The following is a 14,212-nucleotide window of genomic DNA, read 5'->3' on the forward strand; positions in this document are numbered from 1 at the left end:
GGTTCTTATCTTCGTCCGAACCCGGGCCATGTGCCCGGGTTCCATCTGCTCCAATGCTCCAGAAAAACGACGCCGGTGTCGGCTTGCGTTGAGCCCGAACGTCGCTTGCCCCCATTAACTGGCTTTTGATGCAGCGCTTTCTTGCCCTTCTCACCTGGCTCGCCTTTCCGGTCTATGTCTGGCAGGGGCTCGGCGTGCGCCGTCGCACCAGCCGCATGCTGCCGGCACAAGGTCCGGTCATGCACGAGATTTCGGGCCAGGTGCCGGCGATCTCGCTGCTGATGCTTGGCGATTCTTCCGCCGCCTCGGTCGGCATCGGCAATTCCGAATACGGGCTGGCCGCGCAACTGGCCGAGCTGATCTCGAAACGCACCGGCCGCGCGGTGCGCTGGCGGGCAGCCGGCTTCAACTCGGCGACCTCAGGCCAGATCCGCGATCATGTGCTGCCCAATCTGTCGGCCGATCCGTGGACGCATATCGTGCTCGCCGTCGGCACCAACGACACCAAGAACTTTCACTCGGTGCCACGCTTCAAGCGCGATTTTGGCGGCCTGCTCTACGCGCTGCGCGCCAAATGGCCGGAGGCGCGCGTGGTGTGGTCGCCGGTGCTGGAATTCACCCGCGCACCGGCAATGCCGCCGCTGCTCGGAAAGATCCTGGAAATCCGCGCCGCCGAGATGAATCGGATGGGCGAGCGCCTTTGCCTCGAACGCGGGGCTGTGCCGGCGCCGCGCCTGCCGATCACCAATGCCGAAGCCGGTTTTGCCTCCGACGGATTTCATGCCTCGGAAGCCGGCTACCGGGCCTGGGCGGAACATCTGGTCGATTTGGTGCTGGCCAACGAACCACGCCTCGCATAGCGGCCCGCCAGCGCTATGTCCCCAGCCCTACGTCCCCAGCCCTACGTCCAATGACCCAGCGCCGCTGTTATCGAAATCGCCGCCATCGCCAATACCGCCAGCTTCCAGAAATCGCTGCGCCGCTTCAGCCCCGGCCAGCCGAGCGGCTTGATCAGCTGGATGACCATCATGGCAATGATAACGAGCGCGAGGAGTTTCGACATGCCGCTTTTGACTAGCGCATCGGCCGGCAAATCGAAATCGATTTTCGGAAAGGGCAATGCGTTGCGGTTGAACGCATCCAGCCGGGCAACCCGCAGCAAGCGCGCCAGTCGGGGCCACGGCGGCGATCATCCAAGTAATCTACGCACACACTCTGCCGGGATCGCGATGAAGACCAAGGCGTACGATTGGCTATACGGGAAGGCCGGCTACGCTCTCGCCGCTTGAACGCTCCTTGCCGCCGTAAGCCCTCGCGGTCATGCCCTCGATGGCTTTTCTTTTTGGTGGCCGTGGTCGCATTGATCATGTCGTGACGCCCGGGTCCGACACTCTGGTGAACAAAAGCGCGAGGTGATACGCCTCTCTGTTCGGAGGGATACCGATGATCCTGCTGCGAGTAATTAGAAAACTACGTGATGCTGACCAACCCAAGTCCTATTTCGAAGCCTGGCTAGGAAACGCCAAAGCGGTCCACGAGTTTATCTTCGTCACGATCGAGAGCCTTATCGTGCTGGGAGCATTGCATCTGGCGTGGGAGAAAAGCGGGTCTTTGCTGGTGCTGCTGCTGTATTGTTTGGCATACGTCGGGGCATTTCTGTTTATCGGGACCTATATACGATTTGGGTTCCATGCTGCGGCGGATCGCTTTGACCTTCCGGACCGATATCGTGGGTCGTTCTTGTGGTTTTCAGGTATCGTAAGCTTCGCCGTTTCGATGGCGCTGCCCTATTTTTTCGGGATGGTCGTCAATCAGATCATCGCTAACAGCATCATGATATGATGCCCGTCGCGAGGGATTTTCACTCGCGAGCCTGAGGGGGATTGATGCGAAGATTAGCCGCGATCGTTGCCGGCCTGTTGCTGACTGGGTGCGCGAATTGGGAAGCGCATCAAAGCGCCCAAGAATTGCGCTATCTCGGTCGACCCGTCGACGCGCTTTACGATGAATATGGAGTGCCGGTCGGCATTGCGCCTACAAGCGACGGCGGGCGCTTCCTGGAGTTTCAATCCTTTCGACGTGGTTTCGAATGTACGGCCAAAGTCACCACCGATCGTCGCGGCGTTATCACGAAAATCAAGACAGGCGGTCAAAACGGCTGCGTAACGCCGCTTTAAGCGCAACCGCGCTGCTCTTGCCATGATGCAGCAGCGGTAGTCAGTCCTCGTTCACTATTTCCGCGTGCGTTTATTCGACAGCTATTTGACGTATTCGGACGTGGATATGCTAACTATTTGAAATCAGTTGGTTCCGCTCATGGGCTCGAACCACGATTCACGCCTCCAAAGGGCGCGCGGCGCACCACCATCACGGTCGGCTGTCAAAGTGCTCCCTTCGCTCGCTCACGCGAGCACTATGCCAGCGGCTTGAGACCGGCCTCGATCGCAGCCCGTTTCGGTTCGAGGAACGGTGGCAAGGCTAGCCTTTCGCCCAGCGTTTCCAGCGGCTCGTCGGCCGTAAATCCCGGGCCGTCGGTGGCAATCTCGAATAGTATGCCGTTTGGCTCGCGGAAATAGAGCGAGCGGAAGTAGTATCGCTCGACCTCACCGCTTGACGGAAGGCGGAACTCGGCCAGCCGCGCCGTCCATTGATGCAAAATCTCCTGGTCCGGCGCCCTGAATGCCACGTGGTGGACCGCACCGGCGCCCTGCCGTGCCGGCGCAAGGCCCGGCTGCACGGCGACATGAAGCTCCGCCGCCGGGCCGCCTTCTCCCATCTCGAAGACGTAAACCTGGCCCTGACCATCCGGCGAGGCATAGTCCCGCGCCTTGCGCATGTTCATCACCCTGGTCAGCACGGTTTCAGTGTTGGTGATGTCGGGAACGCTGATGACGATAGGCCCGAGCCCGCGTATCTGGTGCTCGATTGGGACCGGGCTTTGCACCCAGGGGTGACTGTCGCCCTTGCCGCCATCGCTGACGAGACGCAGGCGCTGGCCTTCCGGGTCTTCGAAGTCCAACGACGGGTAGCCGCCGATATCGCCGGTCTCTCCCGTCGCGCCGATCTCTTCCGTCGCGACGGTCTCGCCGGCCAGGTGCTGCTTCCACCAGGCAAGGCTTTCAGGGCTGGCGACCCTCAGGCTGGTCCGCACGATGCTGTTGGTGCCGCGCCGCTCGCGTCCTACCGGCCAATCGAAGAAGGTAAGATCGGTGCCAGGCGTCGCCTCGGCGTCGGCATAGAAAAGGTGATAGGCCGACGTGTCGTCCTGATTGACCGTCTTCTTGACCAGTCGCAGGCCCAGGGTCCTGGTGTAGAAACGAAGGTTTCCGGGTGCATTGGCCGTGATTGCGGTCAGATGGTGATTTCCTGTCAGTTGCAGGCTCATTGTCATCTCCCTGATCTCTGGAAAATTTTTCTCCTTAGATATCAGAACCCCGGCCCTGTCGCTGCTGCGGATTCCGACGGTCCGTCGTTGGCAGATGAAGACTTGATCCCGGCGACGAGAAAGCCTGCTTCACTCGGGCAAACGGATCAGAACCGGCAAAACCTGGCACGCTCACCAAAGACCGCTCAGCCTCCTGACAGACTGCTGTCAGGAGGGGTGTGCGATAGTGTCTCCATCGAAAGAGAGGAGACCAGCCATGAACGGTTTTACCATTCTCCGCAGCGTTCAGCACTATGTCGGCAAGATCCGGACGATGCGCAACGAGATCCGCACCCGGCGTTTCATGAACGGGTTGCCGCAGAGCATCCGCAAGGACATCGGTTGGCCGGATAATTATGAAGGCCGCCACGGCCGGGGCCATTGAGGCGATTTTTTGCGGTAGCGGTTGCATGCCGACGCCACGCGCCCAGATAAACAGGTCTGGCGGACCGAAAGACGGAGCAGCAAATGTCGGAACAGAAAACTATCGGCGTTCTTTTCATCGATCGCTTCGCCGACTGGGAATACGGGCTGCTGGCGGCTTCGGCGGTCGAATGGTTCGGCGCACGCGCGGTTTCGCTGGCGCCGAACGGCAAACCGGTGACTTCGGCCAGCGGATTTATGCTGACGCCCGACCGCTCCACCGCGGTTGATGAAAACACCGATCTTGACGCCGTCGCGGTCATCGGCTCCGACCAGTGGGTCGATGCTCCGCCTGACGTCTCCGCACTGCTGACAGCGGTCGCAGCGCGCGGCGGTGTGGTCGGCGGCATCTGCGCCGGCACGCTGGCACTGGCGCGTGCCGGCCTGTTCGGCAACGCCAAACACACCAGCAATGGTCGTGACTGGATCAACGAAAAGGAACCGGGCTATCCGGGCGCCCAGAACTATCAGGACGTGCCCTATGCCGTCGCCGACGGTCGCATCGTGTCCGCGCCGGGTTCGGCTCCCGGCACCTTCGCTCTTGCCTGTTTGAAGACGCTCTATCCCCAGAGAAGCAGCGATCTCGCTGAGATGCGCACGCTGTTCGCCAAGGAGTATGCAGAAGGGGAATATGCTGAAGCCTCCTGACAGTATGGTGTCAGGAGCGGCGTGCAATAATTCGAAAGTACCAGGAGACAGACATGGCCTTCATCCCTGCAAAAGCTTCGGGCTCTTCGTCTAGGTGACGCATGGTAAAGAGCTGGAACGACAGGCTGAACACGCCGGGCGTCAATGGCATCAAGCCGACGCCGCGCACTGTTGCCGACGTCGTCGAGGGCCAGCCGATGCTGGTGCCGACGGCACGGCAGGTCGATGATTTCATCCGCTCAATTCCAAAGGGCGTGGCCATGGATGTCCGCGCGTTGCGCACCACGCTCGCCATTGAGCACGGCGCCGAAGTGACATGTCCGGTCACCATCGGCTATCATCTGCGCACTGTCGCCGAGGCCGCCAACGAGGATCTGGAACGCGGCATGACGCTGAGCGACATCGCGCCGTTCTGGCGGGTGCTGGATGCAAAGACGCCGACAACAGGGAAGTTGTCCTTCGGCGCGGCATTCGTCGCCGCGCAGCGCAAGCGCGAAGGGCTTGAGCCATAATGCATCGCCCGAAAGTTGGAACCGGTTTGGGGACAACGACAGGCTAAAAACAACATCGAGGGACCGTACGATGCGCCGCGCCGACAGGCTCTTCCAGATCGTGCAGCATCTGCGCGGTGGCCGTCTGGTCACCGCCCAGAAGCTGGGCACGTGGCTCGAGGTTTCCGAGCGAACCATCTACCGCGACATCGCCGACCTGCAGTCGACGGGCGTGCCGATCGACGGCGAGGCCGGCGTCGGCTACATGATGAGGGAGGGTTTCGACCTTCCGCCGCTGATGTTCACGCGTGACGAGATCGTCGCGCTGGTCGCCGGCGCCCGCATGGTGCGAGCATTTGGCGGCGCTGCCATGGCGCGGGCCGCCGACGAGGCGCTGGTCAAGATCGGCGCCGTGCTGCCCGATGCCGAAAAAGACCGCATCGCCCGCACCGAGATCCACACGCCGATGTGGGTGGTGAGCGACGCCGCCCGCGAAGCAATCGACCTGATCGAGCGCGCGGTGGAAAAACGCCAGGTGCTGACCATCGACTACTCCGACGAAGCAGGCCGCAGCACCGTGCGCGACATCAGGCCATTGGGCCTGTGGTTCTGGGGCAAGGTGTGGACGCTGGTCGCCTGGTGCGAGATGCGCGACGACTTTCGCGCTTTCCGCATCGACCGCATTGCTTCAGTGGTCATAGCCGGCCGCGTCTTCAAGCCGGAGCGCGGCAAGCAGCTCGCCGATTTTTACCGTGCGGTGGAGCGCAGCGAGGACTACGGCATGGCGCCGGACCGGGCCGCGCGAACCTAGGCGCGGCGCTTCTTGCCTTCTCCCCTTGTGGGAGAAGGTGGCCGCCCACGGGTCTTGCCTCCGGCAAGCCCGAGGACAGGCTCCGCGGCCGGATGAGGGGTGTTCCAGGGAACGCCGACGCCTCATTTCTTCCAACACCCCTCTTCCGTCTCAGCGCTGCGCGCCGATCCACCTTCTCCCACAAGGGGAGAAGGAAGAGGCGCCTCAGCCCTCCTCGTCGTCCTTGTCCTCGTCCTTCGACTTCAGCGCCGAGAGCTTGGCGAAGACGGCGTTGGCGTCGAGTTCCGCATCCTCGTCCCTTGGCTTCTCCGGCGCCGGCACGAGGCGCTCGGTCAATGCCGCCGGCAGCAGCGTGTCGCCGGCCGGCTGTGCCTGTTCGCGGCCACGCGAGGCGCGGTTGACTTCCATGTCGAGGTCGATCTGCGAGGCGAGCCCCAGCGTCACCGGATCCATCGGCTGCAGGTTGGCTGAGTTCCAGTGCTTTCTGTCGCGGATCTGGTCGATCGTCGACTTGGTGGTGCCGACGAGGCGCGCGATCTGCGCGTCCTTCAACTCGGGATGGTTGCGCACCAGCCAGAGGATGGCGTTGGGCCGGTCCTGGCGCTTCGACAGCGGCGTGTAGCGCGGACCCTTGCGCTTGGATTCCGGCACCCGCACCTTGGGGTCTGACAGCTTCAGCCGATGGTTCGGATCCTTCTCGGCGCGTGCGATCTCGTCGCGGCTCAGCTGGCCGGTCATGATCGGGTCCATGCCCTTGATGCCTTGCGCCGATTCGCCGTCGGCGATCGCCTTGACCTCGAGCGGATGCAGTCCGCAGAACTGCGCGATCTGCTCGAAGGACAGCGCGGTGTTGTCGACCAGCCAGACGGCGGTCGCCTTGGGCATCAGCAGCGTATTGGCCATTGCAAATATCCTTCTCGTTCGCCCGCGTTCCCGCGCGGGCGGTGGTTTTAGAGCCACCAAAATGGGAAAATCGCGGTTTATATAGCCGCTCCGTTGCCGTTCCGCAACGTTTTTGGAAGGTAGTCGCGAGATGGGGGGAGATATCGAACCTGTCAAGGCAGCCTTATCGGCGTCAGCATCGCGCCTTCGGTGAGCCGCTCAGCGGCCGCGGCCGCTAGCCCGGCAACAAAACGTCCTTCTGTCGGCATTTGCCGACTGTTAGTGGGAACATGTTTCATCCACATTTCGCTTCGGTAGCGGCGAGCTGCTTTGGGAGGGCAAGCCGCCGCCGATGTGGGCTAATCGATGTTGGAAACCGGGCACGCTGTCGCGGCGGGGTTGTTTCCGTTCGCCATTTCCTATGCGCTTCTGGCAATGCTGCCGGGCGCCAATTTTGCTGTCGTCGCGCAGGCCGGGCTAACTGCTTCGCGTGCCACAGCACTTTCGGCCGCCGCCGGCATTGCCCTAGGCGCGAGTTCGCTGGCGATGGTCGTCGCGACGGGCGCCGCCGCGCTGCCGCCAGGGGGCATTGCGCACCAGATAGCCGCCAGCCTTTACGGCGCAATGCTGGTCTTCATCGGCTGGAATTCGATGCGGCGGGCGCTGTCGATCACGATCGGCGCCGACGAGCCGAAGCCGCTTCCCATCGTTCGGTACTTCCGGCTGGGGTTTGTCACGGCGGCGGCAAATCCGGCCACCGCATTGTTTTTTGCATCCTCTGCGCTGAGCTTGAATACGCGCGGGCCAATCCAGATATCCGTGGCAGCGCTGGTTTTTGCCATTGCAATCGCCTGGTTTGGCCTTGTCGGTCTGGCTATTTCCCAGCCAGCCATGCGCGAATTCTATAACCGTTTCCGCAAGCACGTGGACATCGTGCTGGGAGGCGCCTTGATAGCGATTGGTTTTGCCGCGCTTAGCCATTGAAGCGACAAATAGACGGCCTTTCCACCGATTTAATGCATGTCGCGCAAAAGTGTGCAGCGGTTTTGCGATAACGACATGCATAAAAACAACAACCTTAAGCGCGTCGCATGAGGCCGGTCGAACGCGACGCGCTTTAGGCCGATCGTCATCTGCGATTGAGCGGTTCTGTGCTCTTGAGCAAGGCGACGAGTTGGCTTTGCTGACTTGTCCCGGTCTTGGCGAAAATCCGTTCGAGATAGGTCCGGCCGGTCTTCACGGTGATCTTCAAGTCGGATGCCGCATCTTTCAAGGGTCGTCCCTGCGAAAGCGCGGCGGCCAGACGAGCCTCGGAGGGCGTCAGGTCGAACAGGCCCGCGAGGAGGGTTGGTGAAGGCACGACGGAACTGGCGCTTACCGCCGTCGCCGCAACCAGGATGTCCGCGCCGGAGAAAATATCATGTGCGGCGCGGCGCAGCGGCAAAAGATGGATGACCAGAGCCGGCCGGCTTTCGTTCGCAGCAACAGGAATGGATCGGATCGCGAAATCGTTGCGGTTCTCGAGAATGGCCCGCTGGAAAAGCGCATTGGCGGAGGCATTGGCGATCGCCATGCCGCCATAGGCGGTTGGCAGAAACATCTCGGTCATTTCTTCCAGCAGGCTGTTGGACGTCAGCACGCGTCCCGATGCAGCCATGACCGCGGCCGGCAGCCCGATGGTCTCGAGTGCCGAGACGGTCGCCCTGGCCTGTTCCAACCCCAATCGCGCCGAGACCATGCCGGCCCGCGCGAAATGCGGGCGAAGCTGGTCCAGCCGATCGACCGACGCCCGATCGTAGGTGCCATCCTTCATCCACCGTTGAAAGACGAAAGTGACGAGCTCGCCACTCGGCATGGCGACTGCCGAACAAACATGTGCGCCGATACCGGCCGCTCTCAGCTGTATCCGTACCGGATCACGTTCGACCTCTTCGGCTGTCAGGAAATCTTCGACCTGAACGAAGCTCGCCGGCTGCATGCTGCACATACGCTGAACGGCGTCAGAGAATTTCCAGCCGTCGCTGGCGACAAATTCATCAAACACGGATCGCAGCGAGTTGCCGTGAACCGGAGAAACGTCACTCAATCTGCCGCGAACCGGAGATTCGGCACTGAACAGGAAGATGGCGCCGGTGGCAGAACCTGAAAGACTGCCGGCAGCTTCGAGAGCATCCCCCCAAAGTTCCGGCACGAAAGCCGCCTCGTAGATCTTGTCCGTCAGATCGTCGAACATGGGCGCAAGCCTGTTTCAGAGTCAGCACGCTACTGGCCCGGATCAGCGCCCGCTGCCGCTGACCTAGTCCCGCGCGATCAAAATGCCAACGCTGAAACCGGAGTCAACCGCAGATTGCGGTCGAGTTGTATTCGGTTCTCGATAGTGGCCATCATAGCAGCCGCCGCTGTAGCCTCGGACTTAAAAACGACAAAACCCGCCAGACTGGGTCCAGCGGGCTCGGAACCGGCGGCGGGAAACCCGCCTGCCTCGGCTCTTGCTTGGCGGATCAAAGCGTCTTGCGGGCGATCCTCTCGATGTCACCACGGTTGATGCCGAGGTCGTTTAGCTCGCGGGCGTTCAGGCGGTTCAGTTCGCGCACGGTTTCATTGTACATGCGCCAGTTACGGAAAGCACGGATCGGGTTCATGGTAGTCCTCCATCGTTTCGATGCCGCTCAAATAGGCACCGTTGATGAAAAATTGAACAGACGCTTTTGCATGGCGGCAATGCGTTTGTTGCATTGCGCAATTAAGGTTTTGTTCAGCTTGCTTGCCGACCGTCAGCCGACATCGAGCACGATCTTGCCGATGTGGTCGCCGTCCTCCATCCGCTCATGCGCCCGCCACGCTTCCCTGAGCGGAAAGATCATGTCCATGACCGGTGCTACCTTGCGGGTGCCGAGCAGCGGCCACACCTGCGCCTCCAGCGCTGCGGCGATCGCCGCCTTGAATTCGACGGTGCGCGGCCGCAGCATCGAGCCGGTGTGGGTGAGCCGCTTGGCCATCATCTTCGAGAAGTCGGTGCTTGCCACCGCCCCGCTCTGCGTGGCGATCTGGACGATGCGGCCTTCCACCGCCGCGGCCTCGTAGTTTCGCACCACATAGTCGCCGCCGACCATGTCGAGGATGACGTTGGCGCCCTTGCCGCCGGTCGCGTCCTTGACCGCCGCGACGAAGTCCTCCTCGCGGTAGTTGATCGCCCGGTCGGCGCCGAGCTTCAGACAGGCGTCACACTTCTCCTGGCTGCCGGCAGTGGTAATGACATGGGCGCCGAAGGCCGAGGCGAGCTGGATCGCCGTGGTGCCGATCCCGGACGAGCCGCCATGCACGAGCAGCGTCTCGCCGCTCTTCAGGGCGCCGCGTTCGAAGACATTATGCCAGACGGTGAAGTAGTTTTCCGGTACCGCCGCCGCTTCGGTGTGGGTAAAGCCGGCGGGCAGCGGCAGCACGCTGCCGGCATGCACCTTGACGTATTCGGCATAGCCGCCGCCGGGCGTCAGCGCGCAGACCCGGTCGCCGACGCGCCAGCGCGATATCTCGTCGCCAAGAGCGGCAACTTCGCCTGACGCTTCGAGGCCCGGCAGGTCCGACGCACCAGGCGGCGGCGGGTAGACGCCCTTGCGTTGCTGCACATCCGGCCGGTTGATACCGGCGGCGCGCACCCGGATCAGTATTTCGCCAGGTCCGGGCACGGGCACGTCGCGCGTTTCCGGTTTCAGAACCCGCGGTCCGCCGGGTTCCGAGATCGCGATGGCCGTCATCTTCGCCGGAATCTTGTCCTGTCCGCTCGCCATGAATTTTTCCCGTCTCGCTTCGCCAGTTTCTTGCCGACTTGCCGGTTTTATTGCCGACTGTTTGCATCCGTGCCCCTGCCCTATGTATGCTCATTGCCAAATCAGGCAAATGGCCACTGCTGCGCCGGGCGTGCGATTGGACGCGCCAAGGACGCTGTAGCCGTTTAATTTTGACGCATGAGCGAGGAGCGACGATGGCGATCTTCGACGACGAACCCAAAAAGAAAGCGCGCCCGCATGAGATCGGGCAGGATCTGTCGCTGCTTTCCGTCGATGAACTGTCCGAGCGGATCGGCATCTTGCGCGACGAGATCGCCCGGCTCGAAGCCGAGCTCAAGACCAAGGGCACCACCAAATCAGCGGCCGAGGCGCTGTTTCGCCGCGAATAGTTTCCAGAGCCGAACCGCCCGCCGCCGAAAAGCTCGAATGCGGCTGTCTTCAGATCCTCCCTAGATTCCAGCCGGATCAGCTAAATGATGTTTGCAAGCTACCGACCGATCCTCTCGCTGCTTCGCGGCACCGCTTTCCTGCTGGCGGCAACCGGACTGCACGGGCTGTTATTGCCGTTGCGCGGCCAGTTGGAGGGTTTCTCGACCGCATCGCTCGGCCTGATGGGCACGGCCTGGGCCGGCGGCTTCGTCACCGGCTGCTTCTTTGCGCCGCGCCTGGTGCGCCGCGCCGGTCACGTACGCGCTTTTGGCGCCTTTGCGGCATCGGGAGCCATCGTCGCACTGCTCACCGGCCTGATCATCGACGAATATATCTGGATCCTGCTGCGCGCCTTCACCGGCTTCACCATGGCCGGCGCCTTCATGATCATCGAAAGCTGGCTCAACGAGAAGTCCACCAACGAGAACCGCGGCGCCGTCTTCGGCCTTTACATGATGGTCACCTATGCCTCGATCATGGGCGGCCAGATGATCGTTGCCGGCGGTGATGTGAAGTCGGCCTCGCTGTTCATGATCACCGGTATCCTGTTCTGCCTGTCGCTCATTCCGACCGCAGTGTCGACGGCTTCGCATCCCAAGCCGCTGCAGGACGTCTCGCTCGACGTCAAGGGGCTCTATGTCAATTCGCCGGTGTCGGCGATCGCCTGCGTTCTGATCGGCGTCGCCAACGGCGCCTGGGGCACGCTTGGCGCCGTCTATGGCGCCCGCATCGGCATTTCCACGGCGGAGATCGCGCTGATGATGAGCCTGGTGGTCGTCGCCGGCGCCGCCATGCAACTTCCGGCCGGGCGTCTCTCCGACAAGACTGACCGCCGCTTTGTGCTGGCGGGCCTGGCATTCGGCGCGGCGCTGTTCGCCATCGCGCTGTTCCTGTTCGAGCCGCGCTCCGGCGTCTTCGTCATCGTCTGCACCGCTGCCTACGGGGCCTTTGCCTACACGCTTTATTCGATCGCCGTGGCCCATGCCAACGACCACGCCCGGGCGGAGGATTTTGTCAAAGTGTCCGGCGGCTTGCTGCTGCTCTATGGTTTCGGCACGATGATCGGGCCGCTGCTGGCCGCCGGCCTGATGGGCTGGATGCGTCCGGAAAGCCTGTTCCTTGCAACGGCACTCGCGCATCTTTGCCTGGCAGGCTATACGCTGCTGCGCATCAGCCGGCGCGCACCGGTGCCAATCGAAGACCGCGACGCCTTCAAGACGCAACCGGCCGAGCGCTCGATCACGCCGGAAGCCTTGCGGCTCGATCCGCGCAGAAAGCCTGAAACCAACGGTTGAGATTTGGAAAACTTTGCCTCACAAATAAGCCATGATGTTTTCCGACGCCTTCATGGCGATTGCCGATCCCAACCGGCGCTATCTCTTGGAAGAGCTTCGGCGCGGCCCGAAGACCGTCAACGAACTGGCCGCCGGGTTGCCGGTCTCGCGCCCGGCGGTTTCGCAGCATCTGAAAGTGCTGCTCGACGCCGGGCTGGTCAACGCCAAGCCGGAAGGGACAAGGCGCGTCTATACGGTCAGCAGTGCCGGCTTCCTGAAGCTCAACATCTGGCTCGACCAGTTCTGGGAAGCCGAGCAGCTTGGCTCGCCCGGAAGCTGAGCTGCGCCGTCGCATCTTTGCCAGTAGACAGGCATGGCGAAGCTCCTCTGGATCCAGGTGCTGGCGCTGAGCCTCACATCTCATTGAAACAATGTCAGACACCGGCCTAAGCGTTCCAGCTTGGACGTTTCTGAACGCGGTCGAGCCAATGATGGACATTGACGAGCGAGTCCGGGATGTCGGCTCCGAAGAAGGCGCCAAGCCACGCTGCGACGCCGGCGGTGATGTCGGCGACGGAGTACTGGTCGCCCGCGATGAACGGGCGGCCATCGGCGATCTCGCGGTCAAGCCACGCCCACTTTGCCGGAACGGCTTCGCGCTGGGTTTCGGCGAAAGCCGGGAACTGCACAAGCCGCTCCGCAAACATGGGATCGGAATGCAGCGCAATGCTGCCGATCGTTCCGAAGATCTCGATCTCGGCGCGGCGGTTCCACATCTCGACCTTGCCTTGGCTGACCGCGTCCGAGCCGAATAGTGCCGGCGTTGGATGAAGCGCCTCCAGATAGCGGCAGATGGCGATGCTTTCGGTGATCACCGTGCCGTCATCGAGCACGAGCACGGGAATCTGGCCGAGTGAGTTGAGCTCAAGGAATTGCGGGGTTTTGTGCTCGCCTTTTGTCAGATCGACATCAACCCGCGGAACGTCGATGCCTTTCTCAGCCATGAAGATACGAACGCGATAAGAATTCGGACCAATGCCGCAGTAGAGTTTCATCATATCCTCCCGATTCTGCTGGTCTTTGGCTCAGGCTGGGGCGCTCGCGCGCATTCCACCCGCAGGTTGTATGGTGTGTCAAGGTTCGACCCGCTGCTTACCTGGCCTGGCTATGGGCGACGATGGCATCAACGATCGCGGCCCAATCGTCGGGATGCAGTTCGTGGCCGCCGCCTTCAATGCGGACCAGCCTCGCGCCGGCAACTGCATCGGCCAGAGCGGCGCCATGCTCGACCGGAAAGATCGGATCATCGGTGCCGTGGATGACGAGGAGCGGAACCTTCAAGTCGTGCAGGCGACCCTTGCAATCCTCGCTGCCCCGATCCTCGCCGCCCCGATCCTCGCCGCCCCGATCTTCACCGCTCTCAAGCATGAAATGATTGGTCGCGCTTAGAAAACCGCCGGATCGGTCGTAGTCCTGTTCGACGAAGGCCCTCGTCCGCTTCCCGTCGAAGGGATGCGCGGTGCCGGCGATCGCATGTGCGTCCTTGACGATGTAGTCGACCACCTGGGCTCGGTCCGACCAGTCGACCTTGGCGCCTTCGGCCGAATGCTTCATATAGGCTTCGCTCGTCCCTGGCAGATGCGACGTGTCGATCCCGATTGGCGAAGTGCTGATCGCCGTTAGCGAGAGGATCCGCGACGGATGTTTCAACGCCACGAGTTGCGCGATCATGCCGCCCATCGACATGCCGACGACATGCGCTTTCGTGATGCCATGATTGTCGAGGACGCGAATGGCGTCGTCCACCATGTCGGCGAAAGTGTAAGGCGGTTCGCCCGGCGCATATTTGGTCGAACGGCCGGTATCGCGATTGTCATAGCGGATCACGAACCGGCCCTTGCCGGCCAGTTTCCGGCAGAACGCCTCAGGCCACCAAAGCATCGAAGCCATCGCGCCCATAATCAGCAGCATCGGCGGATGCGCGGGATCGCCAAACGTCTGCGACACGATTTCGGGTTCCGCTGCCTTGGTCATGGTCGTCG

Annotated in this window: 20 protein-coding genes; 12 read left to right on the forward strand and 8 right to left on the reverse strand. The window is 62.1% G+C overall.

What is annotated here, in order from left to right; all coding sequences use genetic code 11:
- Positions 1–128 precede the first annotated feature (128 nt).
- Positions 129–860 carry an SGNH/GDSL hydrolase family protein gene (locus BLT09_RS12125; protein ID WP_091593290.1) on the forward strand — a complete coding sequence of 244 codons (732 nt, stop codon included), beginning with the start codon at positions 129–131 and terminating at the stop codon, positions 858–860.
- Between the two features lie 41 nt (positions 861–901).
- Here BLT09_RS12125 and BLT09_RS12130 read toward each other — a convergent pair whose 3' ends face one another.
- The gene (locus tag BLT09_RS12130) at positions 902–1,063 is read right to left on the reverse strand and encodes a hypothetical protein (RefSeq protein WP_077380491.1); all 162 of its coding nucleotides are present in this window, start codon (positions 1,061–1,063) and stop codon (positions 902–904) included.
- On the opposite strand from BLT09_RS12130, the gene BLT09_RS33655 reads away from it, so the two are divergent.
- The 3 genes from BLT09_RS33655 to BLT09_RS12140 all read left to right on the forward strand — a co-directional run bounded on the left by BLT09_RS33655 (position 1,062) and on the right by BLT09_RS12140 (position 2,177).
- Positions 1,062–1,289, forward strand: coding sequence for a hypothetical protein (locus BLT09_RS33655; RefSeq protein WP_139172589.1), 228 nt, complete (start codon positions 1,062–1,064; stop codon positions 1,287–1,289). The two genes, BLT09_RS12130 and BLT09_RS33655, sit on opposite strands and share 2 nt — an antisense overlap.
- Positions 1,290–1,443: 154 nt before the next feature.
- The gene (locus BLT09_RS12135; protein WP_091593292.1) at positions 1,444–1,842 is read left to right on the forward strand and encodes a hypothetical protein; all 399 of its coding nucleotides are present in this window, start codon (positions 1,444–1,446) and stop codon (positions 1,840–1,842) included.
- Positions 1,843–1,886: 44 nt separating this feature from the next.
- Complete coding sequence (locus tag BLT09_RS12140; protein WP_091593294.1) at positions 1,887–2,177, forward strand: hypothetical protein; 291 nt, start codon at positions 1,887–1,889, stop codon at positions 2,175–2,177.
- 236 nt (positions 2,178–2,413) lie between these two features.
- Here the strand turns inward: BLT09_RS12140 and BLT09_RS12145 are convergent, their stop codons facing one another.
- Positions 2,414–3,385, reverse strand: coding sequence for a ring-cleaving dioxygenase (locus BLT09_RS12145; RefSeq protein ID WP_091593295.1), 972 nt, complete (start codon positions 3,383–3,385; stop codon positions 2,414–2,416).
- 256 nt (positions 3,386–3,641) lie between these two features.
- Here BLT09_RS12145 and BLT09_RS12150 point away from each other — a divergent pair, with 256 nt between their 5' ends.
- The 4 genes from BLT09_RS12150 (at position 3,642) to BLT09_RS12165 (ending at position 5,797) form a co-directional block, all read left to right on the forward strand.
- A complete protein-coding gene (locus BLT09_RS12150; protein WP_082982284.1) occupies positions 3,642–3,809 on the forward strand; it encodes a hypothetical protein in 168 nt (55 codons plus the stop codon).
- An 83-nt stretch (positions 3,810–3,892) separates the two neighbouring features.
- Entirely contained in the window at positions 3,893–4,495 is a 603-nt protein-coding gene (locus BLT09_RS12155) for a DJ-1/PfpI family protein (RefSeq protein WP_091593297.1), read from the forward strand.
- A gap of 101 nt (positions 4,496–4,596) precedes the next feature.
- Positions 4,597–5,007 (forward strand): hypothetical protein, encoded by a 411-nt coding sequence (locus BLT09_RS12160; protein ID WP_091593299.1) that lies wholly within the window; start codon positions 4,597–4,599, stop codon positions 5,005–5,007.
- A gap of 70 nt (positions 5,008–5,077) precedes the next feature.
- Positions 5,078–5,797, forward strand: coding sequence for a helix-turn-helix transcriptional regulator (locus BLT09_RS12165; RefSeq protein ID WP_023797058.1), 720 nt, complete (start codon positions 5,078–5,080; stop codon positions 5,795–5,797).
- A 204-nt stretch (positions 5,798–6,001) separates the two neighbouring features.
- Here the strand turns inward: BLT09_RS12165 and BLT09_RS12170 are convergent, their stop codons facing one another.
- Positions 6,002–6,700, reverse strand: a complete 699-nt coding sequence (locus tag BLT09_RS12170) for a DUF1013 domain-containing protein (protein ID WP_023797057.1) — start codon at positions 6,698–6,700, stop codon at positions 6,002–6,004.
- Positions 6,701–7,114: 414 nt separating this feature from the next.
- On the opposite strand from BLT09_RS12170, the gene BLT09_RS12175 reads away from it, so the two are divergent.
- Entirely contained in the window at positions 7,115–7,663 is a 549-nt protein-coding gene (locus BLT09_RS12175) for a LysE family transporter (RefSeq protein WP_236473500.1), read from the forward strand.
- Positions 7,664–7,808: 145 nt separating this feature from the next.
- Here the strand turns inward: BLT09_RS12175 and BLT09_RS12180 are convergent, their stop codons facing one another.
- The 3 genes from BLT09_RS12180 to BLT09_RS12190 all read right to left on the reverse strand — a co-directional run bounded on the left by BLT09_RS12180 (position 7,809) and on the right by BLT09_RS12190 (position 10,467).
- A complete protein-coding gene (locus tag BLT09_RS12180) occupies positions 7,809–8,912 on the reverse strand; it encodes a helix-turn-helix transcriptional regulator (protein ID WP_091593303.1) in 1,104 nt (367 codons plus the stop codon).
- Positions 8,913–9,180: 268 nt separating this feature from the next.
- Positions 9,181–9,321: a DUF1127 domain-containing protein gene (locus tag BLT09_RS12185; RefSeq protein WP_023797054.1), complete on the reverse strand. Its 141-nt coding sequence runs from the start codon at positions 9,319–9,321 to the stop codon at positions 9,181–9,183.
- Between the two features lie 132 nt (positions 9,322–9,453).
- Complete coding sequence (locus BLT09_RS12190; protein WP_091593305.1) at positions 9,454–10,467, reverse strand: NAD(P)H-quinone oxidoreductase; 1,014 nt, start codon at positions 10,465–10,467, stop codon at positions 9,454–9,456.
- A gap of 194 nt (positions 10,468–10,661) precedes the next feature.
- On the opposite strand from BLT09_RS12190, the gene BLT09_RS12195 reads away from it, so the two are divergent.
- The 3 genes from BLT09_RS12195 to BLT09_RS12205 all read left to right on the forward strand — a co-directional run bounded on the left by BLT09_RS12195 (position 10,662) and on the right by BLT09_RS12205 (position 12,510).
- Complete coding sequence (locus tag BLT09_RS12195; protein ID WP_091593307.1) at positions 10,662–10,856, forward strand: DUF1192 domain-containing protein; 195 nt, start codon at positions 10,662–10,664, stop codon at positions 10,854–10,856.
- Positions 10,857–10,943: 87 nt separating this feature from the next.
- A complete protein-coding gene (locus BLT09_RS12200; RefSeq protein WP_023797051.1) occupies positions 10,944–12,191 on the forward strand; it encodes an MFS transporter in 1,248 nt (415 codons plus the stop codon).
- Positions 12,192–12,222: 31 nt separating this feature from the next.
- Positions 12,223–12,510 carry an ArsR/SmtB family transcription factor gene (locus BLT09_RS12205; protein ID WP_027152975.1) on the forward strand — a complete coding sequence of 96 codons (288 nt, stop codon included), beginning with the start codon at positions 12,223–12,225 and terminating at the stop codon, positions 12,508–12,510.
- A gap of 106 nt (positions 12,511–12,616) precedes the next feature.
- Here the strand turns inward: BLT09_RS12205 and BLT09_RS12210 are convergent, their stop codons facing one another.
- Complete coding sequence (locus BLT09_RS12210; protein WP_236473456.1) at positions 12,617–13,228, reverse strand: glutathione S-transferase family protein; 612 nt, start codon at positions 13,226–13,228, stop codon at positions 12,617–12,619.
- Positions 13,229–13,322: 94 nt separating this feature from the next.
- A complete protein-coding gene (locus tag BLT09_RS12215; protein WP_091593537.1) occupies positions 13,323–14,204 on the reverse strand; it encodes an alpha/beta fold hydrolase in 882 nt (293 codons plus the stop codon).
- Positions 14,205–14,212: the final 8 nt, after the last annotated feature.

This window comes from Mesorhizobium muleiense, assembly GCF_900099905.1.
Classification (GTDB): Bacteria; Pseudomonadota; Alphaproteobacteria; order Rhizobiales; family Rhizobiaceae; genus Mesorhizobium; species Mesorhizobium muleiense.

Excerpts from the sequence above, each read along its gene's own strand:
- BLT09_RS12185 (WP_023797054.1), bottom strand. The coding sequence starts at position 9,321 with ATGAACCCGATCCGTGCTTTCCGTAACTGGCGCATGTACAATGAAACC.
- BLT09_RS12195 (WP_091593307.1), top strand. The coding sequence starts at position 10,662 with ATGGCGATCTTCGACGACGAACCCAAAAAGAAAGCGCGCCCGCATGAG.
- BLT09_RS12125 (WP_091593290.1), top strand. The coding sequence starts at position 129 with ATGCAGCGCTTTCTTGCCCTTCTCACCTGGCTCGCCTTTCCGGTCTAT.
- BLT09_RS12180 (WP_091593303.1), bottom strand. The coding sequence starts at position 8,912 with ATGTTCGACGATCTGACGGACAAGATCTACGAGGCGGCTTTCGTGCCG.
- BLT09_RS12210 (WP_236473456.1), bottom strand. The coding sequence starts at position 13,228 with ATGATGAAACTCTACTGCGGCATTGGTCCGAATTCTTATCGCGTTCGT.
- BLT09_RS12215 (WP_091593537.1), bottom strand. The coding sequence starts at position 14,204 with ATGACCAAGGCAGCGGAACCCGAAATCGTGTCGCAGACGTTTGGCGAT.
- BLT09_RS12145 (WP_091593295.1), bottom strand. The coding sequence starts at position 3,385 with ATGAGCCTGCAACTGACAGGAAATCACCATCTGACCGCAATCACGGCC.
- BLT09_RS12150 (WP_082982284.1), top strand. The coding sequence starts at position 3,642 with ATGAACGGTTTTACCATTCTCCGCAGCGTTCAGCACTATGTCGGCAAG.
- BLT09_RS12155 (WP_091593297.1), top strand. The coding sequence starts at position 3,893 with ATGTCGGAACAGAAAACTATCGGCGTTCTTTTCATCGATCGCTTCGCC.
- BLT09_RS12140 (WP_091593294.1), top strand. The coding sequence starts at position 1,887 with ATGCGAAGATTAGCCGCGATCGTTGCCGGCCTGTTGCTGACTGGGTGC.
- BLT09_RS12205 (WP_027152975.1), top strand. The coding sequence starts at position 12,223 with ATGATGTTTTCCGACGCCTTCATGGCGATTGCCGATCCCAACCGGCGC.
- BLT09_RS12160 (WP_091593299.1), top strand. The coding sequence starts at position 4,597 with ATGGTAAAGAGCTGGAACGACAGGCTGAACACGCCGGGCGTCAATGGC.
- BLT09_RS12175 (WP_236473500.1), top strand. The coding sequence starts at position 7,115 with ATGCTGCCGGGCGCCAATTTTGCTGTCGTCGCGCAGGCCGGGCTAACT.
- BLT09_RS12190 (WP_091593305.1), bottom strand. The coding sequence starts at position 10,467 with ATGGCGAGCGGACAGGACAAGATTCCGGCGAAGATGACGGCCATCGCG.
- BLT09_RS12170 (WP_023797057.1), bottom strand. The coding sequence starts at position 6,700 with ATGGCCAATACGCTGCTGATGCCCAAGGCGACCGCCGTCTGGCTGGTC.
- BLT09_RS12135 (WP_091593292.1), top strand. The coding sequence starts at position 1,444 with ATGATCCTGCTGCGAGTAATTAGAAAACTACGTGATGCTGACCAACCC.
- BLT09_RS33655 (WP_139172589.1), top strand. The coding sequence starts at position 1,062 with ATGCCGCTTTTGACTAGCGCATCGGCCGGCAAATCGAAATCGATTTTC.
- BLT09_RS12165 (WP_023797058.1), top strand. The coding sequence starts at position 5,078 with ATGCGCCGCGCCGACAGGCTCTTCCAGATCGTGCAGCATCTGCGCGGT.
- BLT09_RS12130 (WP_077380491.1), bottom strand. The coding sequence starts at position 1,063 with ATGTCGAAACTCCTCGCGCTCGTTATCATTGCCATGATGGTCATCCAG.
- BLT09_RS12200 (WP_023797051.1), top strand. The coding sequence starts at position 10,944 with ATGTTTGCAAGCTACCGACCGATCCTCTCGCTGCTTCGCGGCACCGCT.